This is a genomic window from Corynebacterium sp. HMSC068H04, assembly GCF_001811255.1.
Taxonomy (GTDB): Bacteria; Actinomycetota; Actinomycetes; order Mycobacteriales; family Mycobacteriaceae; genus Corynebacterium; species Corynebacterium hesseae.
The window spans coordinates 107,133-125,032 of the sequence record NZ_KV803977.1; the positions used below are offsets into that span (position 1 = coordinate 107,133).

Annotated in this window: 21 protein-coding genes; 4 read left to right on the top strand and 17 right to left on the bottom strand. The window is 62.3% G+C overall.

The window, feature by feature from the left end; genetic code table 11:
- Positions 1-49: 49 nt before the first annotated feature.
- Both eccD and HMPREF2792_RS03115 read left to right on the top strand, forming a co-directional pair.
- The gene (gene eccD / locus HMPREF2792_RS03110; protein ID WP_070521649.1) at positions 50-1,381 is read left to right on the top strand and encodes a type VII secretion integral membrane protein EccD; all 1,332 of its coding nucleotides are present in this window, start codon (positions 50-52) and stop codon (positions 1,379-1,381) included.
- On the top strand, positions 1,378-2,622 hold the full coding sequence (locus tag HMPREF2792_RS03115) for a S8 family serine peptidase (protein WP_070530782.1): 1,245 nt from the start codon (positions 1,378-1,380) through the stop codon (positions 2,620-2,622). Before eccD ends, HMPREF2792_RS03115 begins: the two co-directional genes overlap by 4 nt.
- On the opposite strand, the gene eccB is transcribed toward HMPREF2792_RS03115, so the two are convergent.
- The 13 genes from eccB to secY form a co-directional block, all read right to left on the bottom strand.
- Positions 2,513-3,772: a type VII secretion protein EccB gene (eccB, locus tag HMPREF2792_RS03120; protein WP_070530784.1), complete on the bottom strand. Its 1,260-nt coding sequence runs from the start codon at positions 3,770-3,772 to the stop codon at positions 2,513-2,515. The two genes, HMPREF2792_RS03115 and eccB, sit on opposite strands and share 110 nt — an antisense overlap.
- 55 nt (positions 3,773-3,827) lie before the next feature.
- Positions 3,828-4,685 (bottom strand): tRNA pseudouridine(38-40) synthase TruA, encoded by an 858-nt coding sequence (gene truA / locus HMPREF2792_RS03125; RefSeq protein WP_070521662.1) that lies wholly within the window; start codon positions 4,683-4,685, stop codon positions 3,828-3,830.
- 15 nt (positions 4,686-4,700) lie between these two features.
- On the bottom strand, positions 4,701-5,534 hold the full coding sequence (locus HMPREF2792_RS03130) for a trimeric intracellular cation channel family protein (protein WP_039674330.1): 834 nt from the start codon (positions 5,532-5,534) through the stop codon (positions 4,701-4,703).
- A 101-nt stretch (positions 5,535-5,635) separates the two neighbouring features.
- Positions 5,636-6,157 (bottom strand): 50S ribosomal protein L17, encoded by a 522-nt coding sequence (gene rplQ, locus HMPREF2792_RS03135; RefSeq protein WP_070530786.1) that lies wholly within the window; start codon positions 6,155-6,157, stop codon positions 5,636-5,638.
- 76 nt (positions 6,158-6,233) lie between these two features.
- Positions 6,234-7,244: a DNA-directed RNA polymerase subunit alpha gene (locus HMPREF2792_RS03140; protein WP_070521667.1), complete on the bottom strand. Its 1,011-nt coding sequence runs from the start codon at positions 7,242-7,244 to the stop codon at positions 6,234-6,236.
- Positions 7,245-7,313: 69 nt separating this feature from the next.
- A complete protein-coding gene (gene rpsD, locus HMPREF2792_RS03145; RefSeq protein ID WP_010189536.1) occupies positions 7,314-7,919 on the bottom strand; it encodes a 30S ribosomal protein S4 in 606 nt (201 codons plus the stop codon).
- Between the two features lie 21 nt (positions 7,920-7,940).
- On the bottom strand, positions 7,941-8,345 hold the full coding sequence (gene rpsK, locus HMPREF2792_RS03150; RefSeq protein WP_010189540.1) for a 30S ribosomal protein S11: 405 nt from the start codon (positions 8,343-8,345) through the stop codon (positions 7,941-7,943).
- A gap of 3 nt (positions 8,346-8,348) precedes the next feature.
- Complete coding sequence (gene rpsM / locus HMPREF2792_RS03155; protein ID WP_010189542.1) at positions 8,349-8,717, bottom strand: 30S ribosomal protein S13; 369 nt, start codon at positions 8,715-8,717, stop codon at positions 8,349-8,351.
- A gap of 185 nt (positions 8,718-8,902) precedes the next feature.
- Positions 8,903-9,121 (bottom strand): translation initiation factor IF-1, encoded by a 219-nt coding sequence (gene infA / locus HMPREF2792_RS03160; protein ID WP_004566852.1) that lies wholly within the window; start codon positions 9,119-9,121, stop codon positions 8,903-8,905.
- 273 nt (positions 9,122-9,394) lie between these two features.
- Complete coding sequence (locus HMPREF2792_RS03165; RefSeq protein WP_070530787.1) at positions 9,395-10,186, bottom strand: L,D-transpeptidase; 792 nt, start codon at positions 10,184-10,186, stop codon at positions 9,395-9,397.
- 51 nt (positions 10,187-10,237) lie between these two features.
- Positions 10,238-11,032, bottom strand: coding sequence for a type I methionyl aminopeptidase (gene map, locus HMPREF2792_RS03170; RefSeq protein ID WP_070530789.1), 795 nt, complete (start codon positions 11,030-11,032; stop codon positions 10,238-10,240).
- Between the two features lie 14 nt (positions 11,033-11,046).
- Positions 11,047-11,592, bottom strand: coding sequence for an adenylate kinase (locus tag HMPREF2792_RS03175; protein WP_070530790.1), 546 nt, complete (start codon positions 11,590-11,592; stop codon positions 11,047-11,049).
- Positions 11,592-12,917 (bottom strand): preprotein translocase subunit SecY, encoded by a 1,326-nt coding sequence (gene secY, locus HMPREF2792_RS03180; RefSeq protein WP_070521679.1) that lies wholly within the window; start codon positions 12,915-12,917, stop codon positions 11,592-11,594. Before secY ends, HMPREF2792_RS03175 begins: the two co-directional genes overlap by 1 nt.
- 380 nt (positions 12,918-13,297) lie before the next feature.
- Here secY and HMPREF2792_RS03185 point away from each other — a divergent pair, with 380 nt between their 5' ends.
- Together HMPREF2792_RS03185 and HMPREF2792_RS03190 are read left to right on the top strand one after the other, a co-directional pair.
- Entirely contained in the window at positions 13,298-14,605 is a 1,308-nt protein-coding gene (locus HMPREF2792_RS03185) for a class I SAM-dependent methyltransferase (protein WP_070521682.1), read from the top strand.
- 17 nt (positions 14,606-14,622) lie between these two features.
- Positions 14,623-16,104, top strand: a complete 1,482-nt coding sequence (locus tag HMPREF2792_RS03190) for an FAD-binding oxidoreductase (RefSeq protein WP_070530792.1) — start codon at positions 14,623-14,625, stop codon at positions 16,102-16,104.
- A 12-nt stretch (positions 16,105-16,116) separates the two neighbouring features.
- Here HMPREF2792_RS03190 and HMPREF2792_RS03195 read toward each other — a convergent pair whose 3' ends face one another.
- The 4 genes from HMPREF2792_RS03195 to rpsE form a co-directional block, all read right to left on the bottom strand.
- Positions 16,117-16,455 carry a hypothetical protein gene (locus tag HMPREF2792_RS03195; RefSeq protein ID WP_070530795.1) on the bottom strand — a complete coding sequence of 113 codons (339 nt, stop codon included), beginning with the start codon at positions 16,453-16,455 and terminating at the stop codon, positions 16,117-16,119.
- A 140-nt stretch (positions 16,456-16,595) separates the two neighbouring features.
- Positions 16,596-17,042: a 50S ribosomal protein L15 gene (rplO, locus tag HMPREF2792_RS03200; protein WP_070521691.1), complete on the bottom strand. Its 447-nt coding sequence runs from the start codon at positions 17,040-17,042 to the stop codon at positions 16,596-16,598.
- A gap of 3 nt (positions 17,043-17,045) precedes the next feature.
- Entirely contained in the window at positions 17,046-17,231 is a 186-nt protein-coding gene (gene rpmD / locus HMPREF2792_RS03205) for a 50S ribosomal protein L30 (RefSeq protein WP_039673747.1), read from the bottom strand.
- Between the two features lie 3 nt (positions 17,232-17,234).
- Entirely contained in the window at positions 17,235-17,861 is a 627-nt protein-coding gene (gene rpsE / locus HMPREF2792_RS03210; RefSeq protein WP_070521694.1) for a 30S ribosomal protein S5, read from the bottom strand.
- Between the last annotated feature and the right edge of the window lie 39 nt (positions 17,862-17,900).

Below are 17,900 nucleotides of genomic sequence, written 5' to 3' on the forward strand. Positions count from 1 at the left end.
CAATGGGCAAGGGGTTGCCCAGAAATTTTTCTCGGGGGAGGTACATTCCATGACTCGCGCACTCGCGCATTCTGTCCACGTCACCGTCCGTATCCACGCAGGTCATACCCGCAAAGAGGCGGACATATCCTTGCCGCTTTCTTCCAGCCTCGGGGAGGTGCTGGGGGAACTGCTCGTGCTTGTCGACGTCCCACCGGCCCCCATCCTGTGGCGCGCTACTACCGCGGCGGGCAAGACCATATCGATGACCACGCCGCTGGATCGCACCAGCGTGGAAGACGGTTCCGTCCTCGTGCTCAGCCCCGATGAGCCATCGCCGGCGCCGATTGTGCGCGATGCCGCGGAGGCGCTCGCTGCCGACGTCTCTGCAGCGCAGTTTTCCGGCCTGGCCGGGTTCTGGGGCGCAGCGGGGCTCATCGCCGTCGGCGCGTTGCTCGCCGCCGCGCTGTCTCCCGCGGTTGGCTGCACCGCCGCTGCGATAATCGGCCTCGTGCTCGCGGCGTGGACCCGGCGCGGCTCCCTGCTCGCGGCCTCCCACGTGGCTGCCGGGCTGGCGGGGGCGCTGGCCACTGGGGTGCCCTTCTTTGCTGGCCCATCCGGAACCGCGATTCCGGCCGCGCCACTCGTGGCTGCGGCGGCGGCCGTGGGTACCGTGGCGGTGCTCTCCCATCTGGTGCGCATCGGCGGAATACGTGCTCGGGCAAGTGCCGCGACGTGGTGCCTGCTCGTGCTCATCGGCCTGCTTGGCCCCGCCCCGCTGCTTGCCGCCACCGTGGCCCTACTCGCAGGCGCTCCCCTGTTCACCACGCGGCTCGCTGGCCTCCGGGTGCCACAACTTCCCACCGCCGGACAAGACCTGAGCATCTCCGATGAGGACCCTACGGATAACTCGCTCAAAGCCCGGCGCGCCGGGCAGGCCTACGAGGGAATCGCAGTGGGCTGCGCGCTGGCGGGCGTTCCTTCCCTTCTCCTCGTCGCGCTCAACGCTCACGAGGGCGCAACCGTCATTGTTTCCCAAGCCCTGTGCCTGAGTGTCGCGGGCGGTGTCATCGTGCATGCGGCACGCCACGCCCGGCCCGTCGCTGCGTGGGCGCTGGGAATCTATGGCCTTGCTGCTGCGTGTGCCGCGGTGGCCGTACCTCTACGCGAGTGGCAGCTGCTTTCCGCCCCAACGACGGGAACGTGGGTTCTTAGCATCGTTGCGGGTCTGGTCATCGCGGCCATGCTGTCCGTGCCGGTGTGGGCAGGCAAGCTACGGCAGATTGAGCCGACCACTATCGTGTGGTTCGAGCGCGCCGAGGCTCTCGCCCTGGCCGCGTGCCTGCCGCTGGCCGCGCACGTGGCGGGGCTCTTCGAGCTCATTCGGGGGTTGGGATCATGAATACGCTGACCCAAATAGGCGCTGTCGGCGCTGCGCTTGGTGTTTGCCTGGCTTGGGGTACCAGTGCTCTGTGTGCACCGGTAGCCGTCGCCCGCGAACCGGATACCGCCTGCGCGAAGGCCACGCTCGCCACGGCAGGGCCACAGCCCTCCGCGCAGTATGCGGAGTACCGGGCGCGGCTGCATTCCTTTGCCACGGGTGCTGGGGTGAAGGTCGCGGTCATCGATACCGGGGTGGCCGCCCATCCACAGCTGCGGGTGACGCCAGGAGCGGACTTCGTGACCCCGGAGGAGCCCGACCCGCTGCGGGACTGCGACCTGCACGGGACGGTGGTGGCCGGCGTCATCGCTGGCAAGGAACTCGGCGTGGCCCCGGATGCGGAAATCTATTCCATCCGGCAAACCAGCTCGCACTACCGGACCCCAGCGCCGGACAACGATGAGGCGGACCGCGCCGGGGCCGGCACGCTGGCCAGCCTGGCTGCCGCCATCGAAGACGCCGTCAGCGCGGGGGTTCAGGTCATCAACGTCTCCGTGGTGTCGTGCGTTCCGCCGGAAGCCGCCACGCGGGTCGATCGTTCCGCCTTGGACGCGGCGCTGCAGCGCGCGGAAGGGGCTGGGGCGGTGGTTGTGGCGGCGTCGGGAAACGCGACGGCCGGCGGCTGTGAAAAGGATGACGTGGTCTTTCCCGCGGAAGCCGAAACCGTCCTCGCGGTTGGTGCTCTGGCCACGCCGCACGACCTCGCGGAGTATTCCATCACGGCACCGCTCAGCGCGGAAGGCAGCGTTCTCCTCGCGCTGGAGCCCGGCGGCGGATGGGCCACGGGAAAGGAGGACACCGTCTTTCAGGGAACGTCCTTTGCAGCTCCCCTGGTCAGTGGCACGATCGCCTTGTTGGCGCAGCGCTACCCTGGGGACTCCCCAGCACAGCTGCGCCAGCGCATCATTGACTCAGCAGAGCCCGGGCATGGGGTGGTTGATCCTCTCACAGCAGTGACCTATCGGCCCGCGAGCGAATCCCGTGAGGAGCGTGCCGTCGCGGTGAGGCCGCAGGCGGCGCCACCCGCCAAGGGCTGGCCAATTGTTCGCCTTCTCCTCGGCGCCGTGGCCTTCCTCGCCCTCGTAGCCACCCTCAGTGCTCAGACCCTAAGGCCTCCGCGCGGCTCAAAGCAGAGCCTTCCGGCAGCAGCCGCAGGATCTCCCACGGCACCCGCTCCGGTTCCCCCACCCCCAGTGCTTTAAGCTCTGCCGCGCTAGCCAGCTCGTGGCGCCTGCCGGTGGCGGAGACCACGTGGTAGCCGTGCCCGCTGTCCACGCCCACGCCAGCCTGGAGGCCGGCGAAACGCTGCGCGGCCGAGTCCCCCGGCAAGTCCACCGTGGCCGCCACCGGCCGCATGGTTCCGGCGCCTTGCTCGTGAGTTGCGCACAACCAGCCTTGCTCAGGGGACAGGAAGTCCACACGGGTGGTGGGGAGGTTGAAGGACGGTGGGACGTCCCCCAGCGCGGCCACCTCCTGCGCCTGCGCAGGCAAACGCTGTGCGCCCAGGCCGACCAGCATTTCCGCCTGTGTGGGGGTGATGGAGAAAACACCCTGCTCCGTGCGCGCCCAGAGCTGCTCACCAGTATCCAGAATCTCCGGCGGGGCGGCCGGAAAGCTCAGCGGCTCCAGTTCGGCAAATGTGTTGAGCAGCTCCGCGGGCATGGCCCACACGGCGGTCTCCGCGGTCATCCCCAGCGCGCGCCGCAGAACCCGGCCTTGTGTGCTCGTAGCCTCGGGCAGCACGACGCGCCCCTGGCCGGTGAGCAGCCACTGCGTGCCATCGGTTTCCACTACGGCAGCGTGCTCTTCATCGAACCTGGGAACAGCGCGGTGCGCAACCACGGTCACGGTGCCAACGCGGCTGCTGGATTGCCAGTTCGCGCCCTGTGTTGATTCTTCCAAGCAGGCCGACCATCCTGGTTCCTGCCCAGTTGCGCTTGCAAGAAGGTTGGGGGCGTCTGCAATCCCCAGCGGGGTGCCCAGGCTCATCTCTTCTAAGAAGCTATCCCCTGCCACATGCGGTTCGACCGGCTCGTTGGCAATGAGTCTGGCCGAAGCCAAGTTAGCCACTGGATGATACGTGCCGTTGACCAGCGCTAAGAGCTGCCCTTCGGAGGAACGCACGACGGGCGCATCGCCGGGTTGCGGGTCCGGCTGCATCCAGGCGATGAGCCCCGAGCCAAGACTCAAGAAGGCTACTGCGGCTACCCCGCCCAGCAGGGCGCGTTGGCGCCTTTTCAATGGATCATGAATCATACGGATATCCCCGAACACGAGTCCGTGCTCGAGGCGGCGCAGTAGAAACTTGTGGCCCGATACCTGGGCCTTGGTAGTTGGCAACGCGCGTGCCATGAGAATCCTCCCCCGAATCGCAGCGCCACCCTCCCACGGCGCAGTGGGTTCTAGATTAACCCAACTCGGTGTCCTCCGCAGCGCGACGACCACGGGTCATCTCCGCCCGCGCGGCCAACTGGTCCGCATCGGGGTAATCCACGCCCACCAGGCTCAAACCTTGAGCATCAGCAAGCGGGATCTCGGAGGACCGGCTTTCTTCCCGCAGCATATGGGCGGCGAAGTCAACTCCGCGCGAGCCCTCCCCCACCCGCAAACAGCAGCCCACCAACGAGCGCACCATGGACCAGCAAAAGGCATCCGCGGTTACGTGCGCCTCGTAGAGCTGCGGCTCCGCGGGCGTCGACACGTCCTTCCACTCAAAGGCAAGGAGCTCGCGAATGGTCGTGGCGTGCGGCTTCGCCTTGCAGAAAGCCACGAAGTCATTGAGCCCCACCAGCTGATCGGCCGCGGCCTGCATTAGCTCCAGGTCCACTGGCTTGAACCACGTCGCGGTATCGCGTGCGCGAGTCGGAAGTGCACCGCGCGGATGGGTGGTGATGCGGTAGACGTAGCGGCGGCGTAAGGCAGAAAAGCGCGCGTCGAAATCTGCGGGAACTTCGGTGCAGGCGTGGACGCGGACGTCGGCAGGCAGCAACTTGGCCAAGCGCTTCACCAGCTTGGTGGGATCGCCGTCAATGCTGCGCTGTCCCAGCGCCGCCCGTGTGGTATCTAAGTGCGCCACCTGACCGCTGGCATGCACTCCGGCATCGGTGCGCCCAGCCACGGTGAGCTCCACTGGGTGGCGCAGCACCATGCTCAGCTTCTCCTCAACGGTCTGCTGAACAGTGCGCAGGCCGCCCTTCTGCTTGGCCCACCCGTGGAAGTCGGTGCCGTCGTAGGCCAAGTCTAGGCGAAGGCGAACGTTAGTCATGGATGCTAATTCTACCTAGTCGTTGGCATTCCACTCGCGATTGAGTTCCCAATCCTGGGCCGCGTGCTGGCGCTTCGCGCTCTTGCTCACGCCCAGCTTGCTCAAAGCGGCATAGCCAGCCCGCTTGGGGTGCTTTAGATTCTTCTTGGCCTGGCCGGCTTTGCGCTTGGCCTTGCGGGCGCCATCCCGAACAATGCGGGCAGACAAGCGCAGGCGCGGGTCCATGGGTTGTTCGGCTCCCCGGTATTCAAACACCGGCAGCGACCATCCAAAGTAGATCGCAGCCACGCGCAGCGCCAGCGCTAGGCATACCGTCACGACGCCAGCGACCTCATCGCTGAGCCCCAGCTCCATCAATCCCGCATAAGAAAAGGCTGCAAGAACAGAAATGGAGGCGTACAGCTCGGCGGACAAGACCAGCGGGATACGGTCGGACAACAAGTCACGCAAAATACCGCCAAAGACACCGGTCAGCACCGCAGCCACGGCAGCGATAACCAACCCATGGCCATGTTCCAAGGCCTTCTGAGCACCAAGGACACTGAATACCGCAAGGCCCAGGGCGTCGAGAAGCAAGAATACATGCCGGAAATAGTGCATTAGGAAGGACATATAAACCGTGGCGACGGCGGCGGCCACCACGGCCAAGAGGAAGCGCGGTTCCGCCACCCACGTCAACGGGTAGGCGCCCAGCACCATGTCGCGGATCGTGCCGCCGCCCAATGCGGTGACTGCGCCCAACATGATGACGCCAAACAGATCCATCTTTTGCCGGCCAGCGGACAGCGCAGCGGTCATCGCCTCGGAGACGATGCCGATTACGTACAGCACAGTAAACAGCGGGGTCATAGAGTATACGTTCTGGTCGGGGTTATATAGCCCAGAAAGCATAACAAAAGGCCGCAGCCCCACCTAAGGTGGTACTGCGGCCTAGTTAAGGCGAGAGAAGTTTACTTCTCCTCGGACTCCTCAGCAGCGGTCTCCTCGACCTCTGCCTCGGTTGCCTCTGCCTTTGCTTCCTCAGCGGATTCAGCCTCAGCCTCTTCGGCCTTAGCTTCCTCGGCCTGCTTGGAAGCAGCAGCGCGGGTAGCGCGGTTAGCCTCGGAGGTCACGGTCTCCTCGAGAACGAGGGAGATCTGGGACATCGGGGCGTTATCGCCGGAGCGGTTCTCCAGCTTGATGATGCGGGTGTAGCCACCCTCACGGTTCTCGAACTTCGGTGCCAGCTCATCAAAGAGGTAGGCAACGACATCCTTGTGCGGGATGAGCTTGAGAACTGCGCGACGGTCAGCAACGGTGCCGGCCTTCGCCTTGGTGATGATCTTCTCGGCGTAAGGACGAAGCAGCTTCGCCTTAGCGTCGGTGGTCTTGATTGCGCCGTGCTCGATCAGGCTCGCAGCCATGTTGCTCAGCAGGTGCTTCTGCTGGCTGGCGGAGCCGCCGAGACGCGGACCCTTCTTGGGGGTAGGCATTATGTACTCCTCGTGTGCGGATTAAGTGAGCGCGCGACGGGGCGCAAGTCGCGCCGTCACGATTCAGTGGAATTCTTTACTCGGAATCGTCGGAAGCCGGGTCCTTGAAGTCGCCGGTTTCTGCGTCGTAGCCTTCCAGCTGGGTCGGGTCGAAGTCCTCAGGAGTGTCCTTGAGGGCCAGGCCCAGGTTAGCCAGCTTGATCTTTACCTCATTGATCGACTTCTGACCGAAGTTGCGGATATCCAGCAGGTCCGATTCGGTGCACTCAGCGAGCTCACCGACGGTGTGGATTTCCTGACGCTTCAGGCAGTTGTAGGAGCGGACGGAGAAGTTCAGATCCTCGATCGGCATGCTGTAGGCGGCGATGTACTCCGTCTCCTGCGGGGACGGGCCAATCTCAATGCCCTCAGCAGCGGTGTTCAACTCGCGGGCCAGGCCGAAGAGCTCGACCAGGGTGCCACCGGCGGAAGCCAGGGCGTCGCGTGCGGAAATCGAGTTCTTGGTCTCGACGTCGATGATCAGCTTGTCAAAGTCGGTGCGCTGCTCAACACGAGTAGCTTCGACCTTGTAGGAGACCTTCAGTACCGGGGAGTAGATCTGGTCGACCGGAATGCGGCCGATTTCCCCGGAAGTGGAGGCAGCCGGGACGTAGCCACGGCCGCGCTCGACGACGAGTTCCATCTCCAGCTTGGCGGAATCATTCAGCGATGCGATGTGCAGATCCGAGTTGTGGATCTCCACGCCAGCCGGCGGCTGGATATCGCCTGCAGTTACCTCACCCGGGCCTTCCTTGCTCAGGTACATAACCACCGGCTCGTCAGAGTCGGAGGACAGAACCAGACCCTTGATGTTCAGGATGATTTCGGAAACGTCTTCCTTCACGCCGTTGATGGTGGTGAACTCGTGGAGCACACCATCAATCTTGATGGAGGTTACTGCCGCGCCCGGGATGGACGAGAGCAGCGTGCGACGAAGCGAGTTACCGAGGGTGTAACCAAAGCCCGGCTCGAGCGGTTCGATGACGAACTTGGAGCGAGACGAGTCAATGAATTCCTCGGTGAGCTGAGGACGCTGGGAAATAAGCATGGAGTTTCTCCTTGTCGGCGCCCGCTATATGACGCCGGTAGAAGGGGTAAAGATGAAAATGTCGAAGGATTACTTCGAGTAAAGCTCGACGATGAGCTGCTCCTGCAGCGGAACGTCGATCTGAGCGCGCTCGGGCAGCTGGTGCACGAGGATGCGCAGGGTGTCCGGAACGACCTGCAGCCACGCCGGAACGTTGGCGTCTACCAGGCGGTCCTGAGCCTCTTCGAACCATTCCATCTTCTGGGAACGCTCACGAACATCGATGATGTCGTACTGCGTAACGCGGAAGGACGGAACGTTGATCTTCTTGCCGTTCACGGTGAAGTGACCGTGGGAGACAAGCTGGCGAGCCTGGCGGCGGGTGTTGGCCAGACCAGCGCGGTAGATCACGTTGTCGAGACGGGACTCGAGCAGAACGACGAGGTTGTCACCGGTCTTGCCCGGGAGACGGTTAGCCTCGGCGTAGTAGCGGCGGAACTGACGCTCCAGCACGCCGTAGGTGTACTTTGCCTTCTGCTTCTCCTGGAGCTGCAGCAGGTACTCAGATTCCTTGATGCGGTTGCGGCCAGCCTGTCCCGGTGGGTACGGGCGGCGCTCAAATGCCATGTCGCCGCCGACCAGGTCGACGCGCAGACGGCGGGATACGCGGGTAGCGGGGCCAGTATAACGAGCCATTTTCTTACCTCTTCCTTTCCCTTAAACCTTGCGGCGCTTGGTCGGACGGCAGCCGTTGTGCGGCTGTGGGGTGGCATCCGTGATCGAGGAAACCTCGAGGCCTGCAGCCTGCAGGGAACGGATGGCGGTCTCGCGGCCGGAGCCCGGACCCTTGACGAAAACGTCAACCTTCTTCATACCGTGGTCCATGGCCTTGCGGGCCGCGTTCTCAGCAGCCATCTGCGCTGCGAACGGGGTGGACTTACGGGAACCCTTGAAGCCAACGTGGCCGGAGGATGCCCAGGAGATGACAGCACCGTGCGGGTCCGTGATGGACACGATGGTGTTGTTGAAGGTGGACTTGATGTATGCGTGGCCAGCGGCCACGTTCTTCTTTACGACGCGACGACCACCACGGCGCGCGCCGGAACGAGTCTTAGGTGGCATGTGTTACTTCTTCTTTCCTGCGATCGTCTTCTTCGGACCCTTGCGCGTACGAGCGTTGGTCTTGGTGCGCTGACCACGAACGGGCAGGCCACGACGGTGGCGGATGCCCTGGTAGCAACCGATTTCAATCTTGCGACGGATGTCAGCCTGAACCTGGCGGCGGAGGTCACCCTCGACCTTCCAGGTAGCTTCGATGACGTCACGCAGCGCCGACAGCTGATCATCGTCGAGGTTGTCGGTGCGCAGGTCAGGAGAAATGCCGGTCTTTTCCAGCAGCTCCTTGGCACGGGCAGGCCCGATGCCGTAGATGTAGGTGAGAGCAACCTCCATGCGCTTGTTGCGCGGGAGGTCAACACCAGCTAGACGTGCCATATGGCTAGTCCTTTCGGGTTGTTACGATGGTTTTCTCCTCATCCGTCCCCCGCCACGCATACGCTTCGCCCCGGGCCGTGCCGGGGAACTGTGGGCATGCTTAGCAGCGTGGGCTCAGGCCATCGCAGCCTGAGGTAGAAAGGGACGCATCAAGTGCGTCCCGTGGGTGAGGAGGCTTACTGTCTTTACTTGTAGCGGTAGACGATGCGTCCGCGGGTTAGGTCATAAGGAGACAGCTCCACGACAACGCGATCCTCCGGGAGGATGCGGATGTAGTGCTGACGCATCTTGCCCGAAATGTGGGCAAGTACCTTATGCCCGTTGTCGAGCTCGACGCGGAACATTGCGTTGGGCAGGGGTTCGATGATGCGACCCTCAACCTCGATTGCGCCTTCCTTAGCCATAACCTCTACTTTTCTGGTGGAGTTCTTCGCGCCGCGCTTGGCGACGCCCCCACCTGCATGTTTGGTGTCTACTGCCTGGTGCCCTCCGCAACCACGTCGGCTGCGTACAGACACCAGCACTAAAGCATACGCTGCGCGGAGTCGTTTTCCAAATACGGTAAGTGCAGGATAAGAGCACTTCGCTACCAGACACGCCAAAAACGTGAAAGCCTCCCGCACTGTAAGGAGCGGGAGGCTGTTGGTGTGTAGCGGTGACGCACTCACCGCTACGGGTTAGTAAATGAAGACCTTGGAACCCATCGGCACATCGTTCCAGTAGCGCACTGCATCCTGGTGGGTCAGGCGTACGCAGCCATTGGACTGGTATGCCGGGGAACCCTCATGGAAAGCATGGCCGTTGTTGGTGAAGTACATGGCGTAAGGCATCGGAGCGTTGCCGAACTCCCACGAAATTTCATCTTTGATCTTGCGGTTGATGTAGAACGTACCGGCCGGTGTCTCCTGCCCCGGCATGCCGGTGGACATCCCCTGCGCAACATAGGTGACGTTGCCGTTGCCGTCCTGCAGCCACGAGCGGCGGCCATCACGATCCACGCAGATACGGGCATCCGCGGGGCACGGGCCAACATCGAAGCGCTGAGCCTGGCGCTCAGCCTCGGCCTTGCGGGCAGCCTCCTCAGCGGCGGCTTTCTCGCGTGCGACCTGCTCAGCGTGAGCGCGCTCTGCAGCTTCGCGAGCCGCACGAATCTCGGCGTTCTTCTGCTCAATGAGGCCCGGGAAGACCAGTTCAATGGCTCCGTCGATGACGGGGCGCAGGGCATCAGCGGCCTGCGGGTTAACGCTCTGCAGCGTTTCCAGCATCTGGTTGCGGCTGTTCCACGCGTTCTCACGGGTCTGGCCGGTGAACTCATCAATCTGGGATTGGACGTCGGAGGACAGGGAATCAATCGAAGGGACCGTCTGCGCGTTTGCGGCGGGGGCAACCGAGAGAGTGGCGGCTACCAGGCCGATTGCGGTGGCGCGACGTAGGGAACGAGCACCAACAAAGGAGCGAATCTTAGACATGGGGAAAAGTATAAACCTTCCTCCGCCGATTTCCCACCTGAGTGCCGCGTTTTAGTAACGCTGCGTCAGAATTCGAGGACCATTCTCCGTTGCCGCCACGGTGTGTTCCCAGTGGGCAGCCAGCGATCCGTCGAGGGTGACAACGGTCCAGTCGTCGTCAAGCACGGCGTTGTCCTCAGTGCCCAACGCCAGCATAGGTTCAATGGCCAGGACGGAGCCTTCCTGGATGATAGGACCGCGCCCTGCCTTGCCTTCATTGGCCAGGTAGGGGTCTTCGTGCATTTCGTGGCCGATACCGTGGCCGCCGTAGCCGTCAACAATAAACAGGTCAACGCCAAACTTATCCTCGGCGCGGTAGGTGGCCTGCTCGAGGGCGGCGGAGACGTCGGTAAGCCGGTTGCCGGGGACCATGGCCTTAAGCCCTTCGTGGAGGACCCATTCGGTGGCATCAGACAGCGCCTGCGCCTCAGAGCTGAGCTTGCCGACGCCAAACGTCCACGCGCTATCCCCCACCCAGCCGTCGAGCGTGGCGCCACAGTCGATGGAGACAAGGTCCCCTTCAGCGAGGACAATCTCCTTGCTGGGTATGCCATGGACAATGACGTCGTTGACTGACGCACAGATGGACCCCGGAAAACCGCCGTAGCCCTTGAAGGTGGGCACGGCACCGGCATCCCGAATGGTCTGCTCGGCTACGTGGTCGAGCTCGAGCGTGCTCACGCCAACTGCAGCGGCGGCACGCACCGCCTGCAGGGCGCGGCCGACGATTTCGCCAGCCGCCTGCATGGCATCAAGCTCGCCCGGAGTGCGGGCCGGGATGGTTTTAGTGCGTCGACGAAAAGCCATGACAAAAAGACGGGCTACTTGCCCATTGCCTTCAGGGTGCGCTCGTTGATTTCCTCAACGGTTCCTTCAGCCTTGATGGAGATGATGGCATCGCCATAGTGCTCGATGAGCGGGAAGGTCTCCTCGCGGTAGACGCCCAGGCGTGTGCGGATGGTCTCCTCGGTGTCGTCCGCGCGGCCGCGGGCGAGCATGCGCTCGACCACGACGTCCTCGGATACCTCAAAGTTCAGCACGCCGTCGAGCTTCAGGCCCTTGTCGGAGAGGAGCTTCTCAAGAATATCGGCCTGCTCCACGGTGCGGGGGAAGCCGTCGAGAAGGAAGCCATCCTTGGCGTCATCCTGGTTGAGGCGGTCCTCCACCATGCGGGCGGTGACATCGGTCGGCACCAGCTTGCCGGCATCGATGTAGGACTTAGCCTCGACGCCGAGCGGGGTGCCCTCACCAATGTTGGCGCGGAAGAGGTCACCGGTGGAGATGTGCGGAACGCCGAGCTTTTCGCTGAGGAGGGCGGCTTGGGTGCCCTTGCCGGCACCGGGAGGGCCAAGGAGTACGTAACGCATTACTTAAGCAGTCCTTCGTAGTTGGATTGTAGGAGCTGGGACTCGATTTGCTTGACCGTGGTCAGGGCCACCGAGACCATAATGAGGATGGCAGTACCGCCGAAGGCGGAAGTGCCGCTGGCACCTGCGCGGCCCACGCCGAGGTCCAGAAGGATATTCGGCAGAACAGCGATGAGCGCCAGGTAGATCGAACCGACGAACAGAAGGCGGTTCATGACGAATCCCAGGTATTCGGCGGTCGGCCGACCCGGGCGGATACCCGGGATAAATCCACCATACTTCTTCATGTTCTCCGCCTGTTCAGCAGGGTCATACTGAACCGAGACATAGAAGTAGGAGAAGAAGATGGTGAGGACGAAGTAGAGGACGATGTACTGCCAGGAGCTCGGAGCCTGCAGGTGCGCAATCACGTTGCGCTGCCACCAGTTATCGGACACGCCCGGGGAGCCGGAGTTGACGATCTGGGTGATAAGCACCGGCATGTAAATCAGCGAGGAAGCGAAGATAACCGGGATAACGCCGGCCTGGTTGACCTTGAGCGGCAGGTAGGTCGACGAACCACCGTACTGGCGACGGCCAACCATACGCTTTGCGTACTGCACCGGAATGCGGCGCTGCCCCTGCTCGATGAAGGTGATGCCCACGACGAGGACGATGAGGCCGGCGACCACCATGGCGAAGACGAGGCCACCGTTGTTCTGCATGATGCTGACACCATCGGTGGGAAGGCGGGTAGCAATACCGGCGAAAATCATCAGCGACATACCGTTACCAATGCCCTTCTCCGTAATCAGCTCACCCATCCACATCACGAGGATGGCGCCGGAGGTCATGGTGATAACGAGCACGACGAGGGTAAAGAAGTTACGGTCCTCCGCCAGGACGCGGACGCCTTGCCCCAAGAGTTGCTCGCGGTCCGCCAGGGCCACAATGCCCGAGGACTGCAGAAGCGCCAGCGCCAGGGTGAGGTAGCGCGTGTACTGCGTCATCTTGGCCTGACCGGACTGCCCCTCCTTCTTCAACTGCTCGAAGTGAGGAATCACCACGGTGAGCAGCTGCACGATAATCGACGCCGTAATGTACGGCATGATGCCGATGGCGAAGATAGACAGCTGCAGCAGCGCACCACCGGAGAACAGGTTGATCACCGAGTAGAGGTTGCCGGATTCCTCCGTGAGGTCACGAAGGCGGCCGGCGATGGTGGCGTAATCAACGCCCGGCGACGGGATCTGCGCGCCAACGCGGTAGAGGATAATCAACACGAGCGTGAAGATGATCTTCTTACGCAGGTCGGCATCTTTAAAAGCCTGCAAAATGGCGGACACTACTTAATCCTCCTGGCCTACCGCGCTTGTTGTGCGGTTCGAATTCGCCGCGCACGGGGGTGGATCTCATCTGTTCCCAAAAGCTAAGAGCCCTCTTAAGGCATCTCATAGGAACGGTTGAACACTTTTGACCCCATTACCCTACCAGCCTTGGCCACTTTCGCCACATTAACCCCGCACATGGCCGCCCGGAGGTCCCCTTTTTAGTTTCTCCCTTAGCGCTATCCCCGGATTGGGCCTACCATTGCCTGTGTTGTCTGAAGGCAATGTCCTTACAAGATTTCTACGTCTTTTCGACCTCCCCCGAGACGCCCGGGGCGTCTCGGAGTATGGCCGTTCTTTTTCTGCCAGCCAATGAACCGAAAGAAGTATGTAGTTTTATGAGTAAGCGATTCTCTCCAATGACCGTGGCCGAGATTATCGATACCTTCGTCCCCAGCCCCAACCCCTTCCGCTGGGAGGCTTTCGATGGTTCCGCCACCGGCCCAGCCGATGCGCAGTTTACCGTCAAGATCAACAACCTCCAGGGCTTGGCCTATATCGCGACTCACCCAGGGGATGTAGGATTTGCCCGCGCTTATGTCACCGACGGCATCACTGTCGAGGGCGAACACCCGGCGCACCCCTACGGCATCTTCGATGCGCTGCACGCCATGTATGACAAGTTCACCCGCCCGGACGCGAAGACCTTGGCCAGGGTGGCACGCTCCCTGGCCTCGATGGGAGCTTTCCAGATCCAGCCGGTCCCGGAAGTCGAGCGAGCCTCGTGGCTGCGCCGCAAGCTGCACGAAGGATTGTCCAAGCACTCCAAGGAACGCGACGCGGACGTCATCTCCGATCACTACGACGTGGGTAATGACTTCTACGAGCTTTTCCTCGGTGACTCGATGACGTATACCTGCGCCTACTACCCCTCCCCCGACGCCACGCTGGATGAGGCCCAGGAAAACAAGTATCGCCTCATCTTCGACAAGTTGCGGCTCAAGGAGGGTGACCGCCACCTGGACGTCGGCTGCGGCTGGGGCGGCATGGTGCGCTACGCCGCCAAGCGCGGTGTGAAGTCCCTCGGCGTAACCCTCTCCAAGGAGCAGGCTGAGTGGGGCCAGGCCAAGATCAAGGAGGAGGGTCTCGAGGACCTCGCGGAAATCCGCTTCATGGACTATCGCGATGTCACCGAGGAAGGCTTCGACGCTATCTCCGCCATCGGGCTACTCGAGCACATTGGCGTCAAGAACTACCCGGACTTCTTTAGCTTCCTCAACGGCAAGCTCAAGCCGGGTGGATTGATGCTCAACCACTGCATTACCTACCCGGATAATCACAAGACTCCGAAGGGCGGCTTCATTGACCGCTATATCTTCCCCGACGGTGAGCTCTCCGGCTCCGGCACCATCACGAAGTGCATGCAGGATGCCGGCTTCGAGGTTGTCCACACGGAATCCCTGCGCTTCGACTACATGCGCACTCTGCACGATTGGTGCGAGAACCTCAAGGAGACGTGGGAGGAGGCCTGCTCTCTGGTGGGCCTTCCCACCGCGCGCCTGTGGGCCATCTATATGGCCGGCTCCGAGTGGGGCTTCGAGCACAACATCATCAACTTGTACCACTTCTTGGGCGTCAAGCTGGGTGAGGCCGGTTCTCGTTCCGGCGTGCCCGAGCGCCGCTGGTGGGAAGATTCGCGCTTCTAAAGACTTAAAGGAATTCTATGTTGACTGATCTCATTCGCAATCACCGCAGCGTCGATGCCGTGGAGATCCCGCCGGTGGGCTGGCGGGCGCACGAGGAGGGCGTCGATAAGCTCCTGCGTAGCTTCCGCGCGGTGCCGAAGGAGAAGCGCGTACGTCTGGCAAAGAAAACCTCGAATCTTTTCCGCGGGCGCAGCGGCGAGCAGGTGGGGCTCGACGTGTCCGGTCTGGGTGGTGTTATTGAGGTCGATCCGATTGCGCAGACCGCCGAGGTTCAGGGCATGTGCACCTACGAGAACCTCGTCGACGCCACCTTGCCGCACGGTCTTATGCCCTTCGTGGTGCCGCAGCTCAAGACCATTACGCTGGGTGGCGCGGTAACGGGCATGGGCGTGGAGTCCACGAGCTTCCGCGATGGATTGCCGCACGAATCCGTGTTGGAGATGGACATCCTCACCGGTACTGGCGAGATTCTCACGTGCTCGCGCGAGGAGAATGTCGATCTCTTCCGTCTCTTCCCCAACTCCTATGGCTCCTTGGGCTATGCGGTGCGCCTCAAGATTGAGCTGCGCGCAGTGAAGCCTTACGTGGAGCTGAGGGAGGTGCGCTTCCACGACTTTGAGTCCTTGGCACGCACGCTTGACGACGTCTCCCGCACCCACTCCTATGACGGCCTCGATGTCCACGGCCTAGATGGCGTGGTCTTCTCTCCGGAGGAATCCTACCTGGTCATGGCCCGTTTCACGGAGGAGGAGGGCCCAACCTCCGACTACACGAGGGAGGAGATTTTCTACCGCAGCCTCCAGCACGCCCGCGGTATCCGCCGCGACCGCCTCACGGTGCGCGATTACATCTGGCGCTGGGATACTGACTGGTTCTGGTGCTCGCGAGCCTTCGGCGCGCAGAATCCGCGGGTGCGCAAGGTGTGGCCGCGGCAGCTTCGGCGCAGTTCCTTCTACTGGAAGCTCGTGCGCCTGGACCGGAAATACGAGCTGGAGTACAACTTCATCAAGAAGCCGAAGGGCCTGCCGCGGGGTGAACGCGTGGTGCAGGACATCGAGGTCACCCCGGAGAACTTGCCGGAGTTCTTGGACTGGTTCTTTGCGGCCTCCGATATTCAACCGGTGTGGCTGTGCCCGATTCGACTTCGCGAGGGCGTCGAAGACCTCGTCGGCACCGGCTCTCTCGCGGCTGATTCCCCCGCCCCGTGGCCGCTGTATCCTCTGCGCCCAGGCCAGACCTGGGTCAACGTGGGGTTCTGGTCGGGCGTGGAGGGCAATCACGTCGACCCCTCCGCCCCGGGAAACGGCGCCTTCAACCGCGTCATCGAGGCTAAAGTCAGCGAGCTCGGCGGGCATAAGTCGCTGTATTCAGAAGCCTTCTACTCCCCCGAAGAATTTGCCGAGCTCTACGGCGGTGACCTGCCGGAGCGCATTAAAGCGCTCACTGACCCGGACAGCCGCTTCCCCGGCCTCTATGAAAAGACGGTCAACGACGCGTAGCGCGCTGCCTTCCTAGGCAACTGCATCGATGCGATCATAACCGTTGGTGGCCAGGGCCTTCATCACGCGGTCCACGGCGGCTTGGTCGGTGTCGGGGTTGTAGGTTTCCAGGAAGACGATGTGTGCGGTGTCGTTGCCTTCGAAGCGAATGGTCATGAAATCGTGGCCCAGCTCCTGGGTGGCAAGGGCCAGCTCGCGCTGCACCGCCAGCTCGCCGCTGGGCAGGTTCTCCGTGCTGGTGGCGGACTCTGGCTGGGAGAGCATCTCCTGTGCATCGACGGGACCAGTAACGCCAGCCAAGGGCAGAAGTGCGGCGATGGCGGTTGCCACGATGGAAGATACGGACGACATAACAATCTCCTTAACGCTTACTAAGATTTAACCAAGAGCCATACTACTCTTCTTAGCTCCGCGCGCACAATAGGCATGAAAAATCCCCCTGCGCCGCACGAATGCGGTGGACAGGGGGAAGAAATCTACTGAGTAGAGATTTACTTGGTGGTGGCGGTGCCGCCAGCAGCCTCGATCTTCTCAACAGCAGACTTGGAGAACTTGTCAGCGGTGACGTTCAACTTAACGTTGATGTCGCCGTTGCCCAGAACCTTGACCGGCTGGTTCTTGCGAACCAGGCCAGCAGCGACAATGTCCGCTACGGTGACGTCGCCACCCTGAGCGAAAGCCTCTGCGAGGTCAGCAACGTTGACTACCTGGTACTCAACGTGGTTCGGGTTCTTGAAGCCCTTGAGCTTCGGCAGACGCATGTGAATCGGCATCTGGCCACCCTCGAAAGCAGCGGAAACCTGCTTGCGAGCACCGGTGCCCTTGGTACCGCGACCAGCGGTCTTACCCTTGGATGCCTCACCGCGGCCGACGCGGGTCTTGGGCTTATTGGAGCCTGCGGACGGGCGCAGGTCGTGGAGCTTGATGATATCAGCCATGGTTTACTCCCCTGCCACTTCTTCGACGGTGACCAGGTGACGCACCTTGTGAACCATGCCGCGAATAATCGGGGTGTCCTGCTTTACAACAGAGTGTCCGATGCGCTTGAGACCAAGAGCCTCAATGTTGGCGCGGTGGTTCGGCTTGGTGCCCACAAGGCCCTTTACCTGAGTAATCTTCAGAGCCATTGCTTATGCCTCCTGACCTGCGCGCTTGCGCAGCATCTGGGCCGGTGCGACCTCCTCGAGGGACTTGCCGCGACGTGCAGCAACTTCCTCCGGGCGAACCAGCTGCTTGAGGCCGTCCACGGTTGCGCGGACGACGTTGAGAGCGTTGTCGGAGCCCAGGGACTTCGACAAAATGTCCTGCACACCGGCGCACTCAAGCACCGGACGAGCAGCACCGCCGGCGATGACACCGGTACCCGGAGCGGCCGGCTTCATCATGACGATGCCAGCTGCGTCGCGACCCTCAACCGGGTGGGTAATGGTGCCGGCAATCATCGGGACGCGGAAGAAGTTCTTGCGAGCCTCTTCTGCACCCTTCTGGATTGCGGCCGGGACTTCCTTGGCCTTGCCGTAGCCGACGCCAACCATGCCCTGGCCGTCGCCTACGACGACGAGAGCGGTGAAGGACATGTTGCGGCCACCCTTAACGGTCTTGGAGACGCGGTTGATGGTCACAACGCGCTCGATGTACTTATCGCGCTCATTGTCCTGGTGGTTGCGGCGGTCGTTACGACGGCCGTTGTTGCGACCCTTGCGGTCGTTGTTGTTCTCGGCGGAGCGTCCGCCGTCACGCTGTTCACGGTCCGACATTAGGCGTTCCTTCCGTTGATGTTTCCGTATGCCTTAATC

What these genes read in the sequence shown, in the direction of transcription:
- infA (WP_004566852.1), bottom strand. Translation starts at nt 9,121, where the DNA reads ATGGCTAAGGAAGGCGCAATCGAGGTTGAGGGTCGCATCATCGAACCC.
- HMPREF2792_RS03185 (WP_070521682.1), top strand. Translation starts at nt 13,298, where the DNA reads ATGAGTAAGCGATTCTCTCCAATGACCGTGGCCGAGATTATCGATACC.
- HMPREF2792_RS03115 (WP_070530782.1), top strand. Translation starts at nt 1,378, where the DNA reads ATGAATACGCTGACCCAAATAGGCGCTGTCGGCGCTGCGCTTGGTGTT.
- rplQ (WP_070530786.1), bottom strand. Translation starts at nt 6,157, where the DNA reads ATGCCTACCCCCAAGAAGGGTCCGCGTCTCGGCGGCTCCGCCAGCCAG.
- rpsE (WP_070521694.1), bottom strand. Translation starts at nt 17,861, where the DNA reads ATGTCGGACCGTGAACAGCGTGACGGCGGACGCTCCGCCGAGAACAAC.
- HMPREF2792_RS03140 (WP_070521667.1), bottom strand. Translation starts at nt 7,244, where the DNA reads ATGCTTATTTCCCAGCGTCCTCAGCTCACCGAGGAATTCATTGACTCG.
- rpmD (WP_039673747.1), bottom strand. Translation starts at nt 17,231, where the DNA reads ATGGCTCTGAAGATTACTCAGGTAAAGGGCCTTGTGGGCACCAAGCCG.
- eccD (WP_070521649.1), top strand. Translation starts at nt 50, where the DNA reads ATGACTCGCGCACTCGCGCATTCTGTCCACGTCACCGTCCGTATCCAC.
- rpsD (WP_010189536.1), bottom strand. Translation starts at nt 7,919, where the DNA reads ATGGCTCGTTATACTGGCCCCGCTACCCGCGTATCCCGCCGTCTGCGC.
- rpsM (WP_010189542.1), bottom strand. Translation starts at nt 8,717, where the DNA reads ATGGCACGTCTAGCTGGTGTTGACCTCCCGCGCAACAAGCGCATGGAG.
- HMPREF2792_RS03165 (WP_070530787.1), bottom strand. Translation starts at nt 10,186, where the DNA reads ATGTCTAAGATTCGCTCCTTTGTTGGTGCTCGTTCCCTACGTCGCGCC.
- HMPREF2792_RS03195 (WP_070530795.1), bottom strand. Translation starts at nt 16,455, where the DNA reads ATGTCGTCCGTATCTTCCATCGTGGCAACCGCCATCGCCGCACTTCTG.
- HMPREF2792_RS03190 (WP_070530792.1), top strand. Translation starts at nt 14,623, where the DNA reads ATGTTGACTGATCTCATTCGCAATCACCGCAGCGTCGATGCCGTGGAG.
- eccB (WP_070530784.1), bottom strand. Translation starts at nt 3,772, where the DNA reads ATGGCACGCGCGTTGCCAACTACCAAGGCCCAGGTATCGGGCCACAAG.
- rpsK (WP_010189540.1), bottom strand. Translation starts at nt 8,345, where the DNA reads ATGCCACCTAAGACTCGTTCCGGCGCGCGCCGTGGTGGTCGTCGCGTC.
- HMPREF2792_RS03130 (WP_039674330.1), bottom strand. Translation starts at nt 5,534, where the DNA reads ATGACCCCGCTGTTTACTGTGCTGTACGTAATCGGCATCGTCTCCGAG.
- map (WP_070530789.1), bottom strand. Translation starts at nt 11,032, where the DNA reads ATGGCTTTTCGTCGACGCACTAAAACCATCCCGGCCCGCACTCCGGGC.
- HMPREF2792_RS03175 (WP_070530790.1), bottom strand. Translation starts at nt 11,592, where the DNA reads ATGCGTTACGTACTCCTTGGCCCTCCCGGTGCCGGCAAGGGCACCCAA.
- rplO (WP_070521691.1), bottom strand. Translation starts at nt 17,042, where the DNA reads ATGGCTGATATCATCAAGCTCCACGACCTGCGCCCGTCCGCAGGCTCC.
- truA (WP_070521662.1), bottom strand. Translation starts at nt 4,685, where the DNA reads ATGACTAACGTTCGCCTTCGCCTAGACTTGGCCTACGACGGCACCGAC.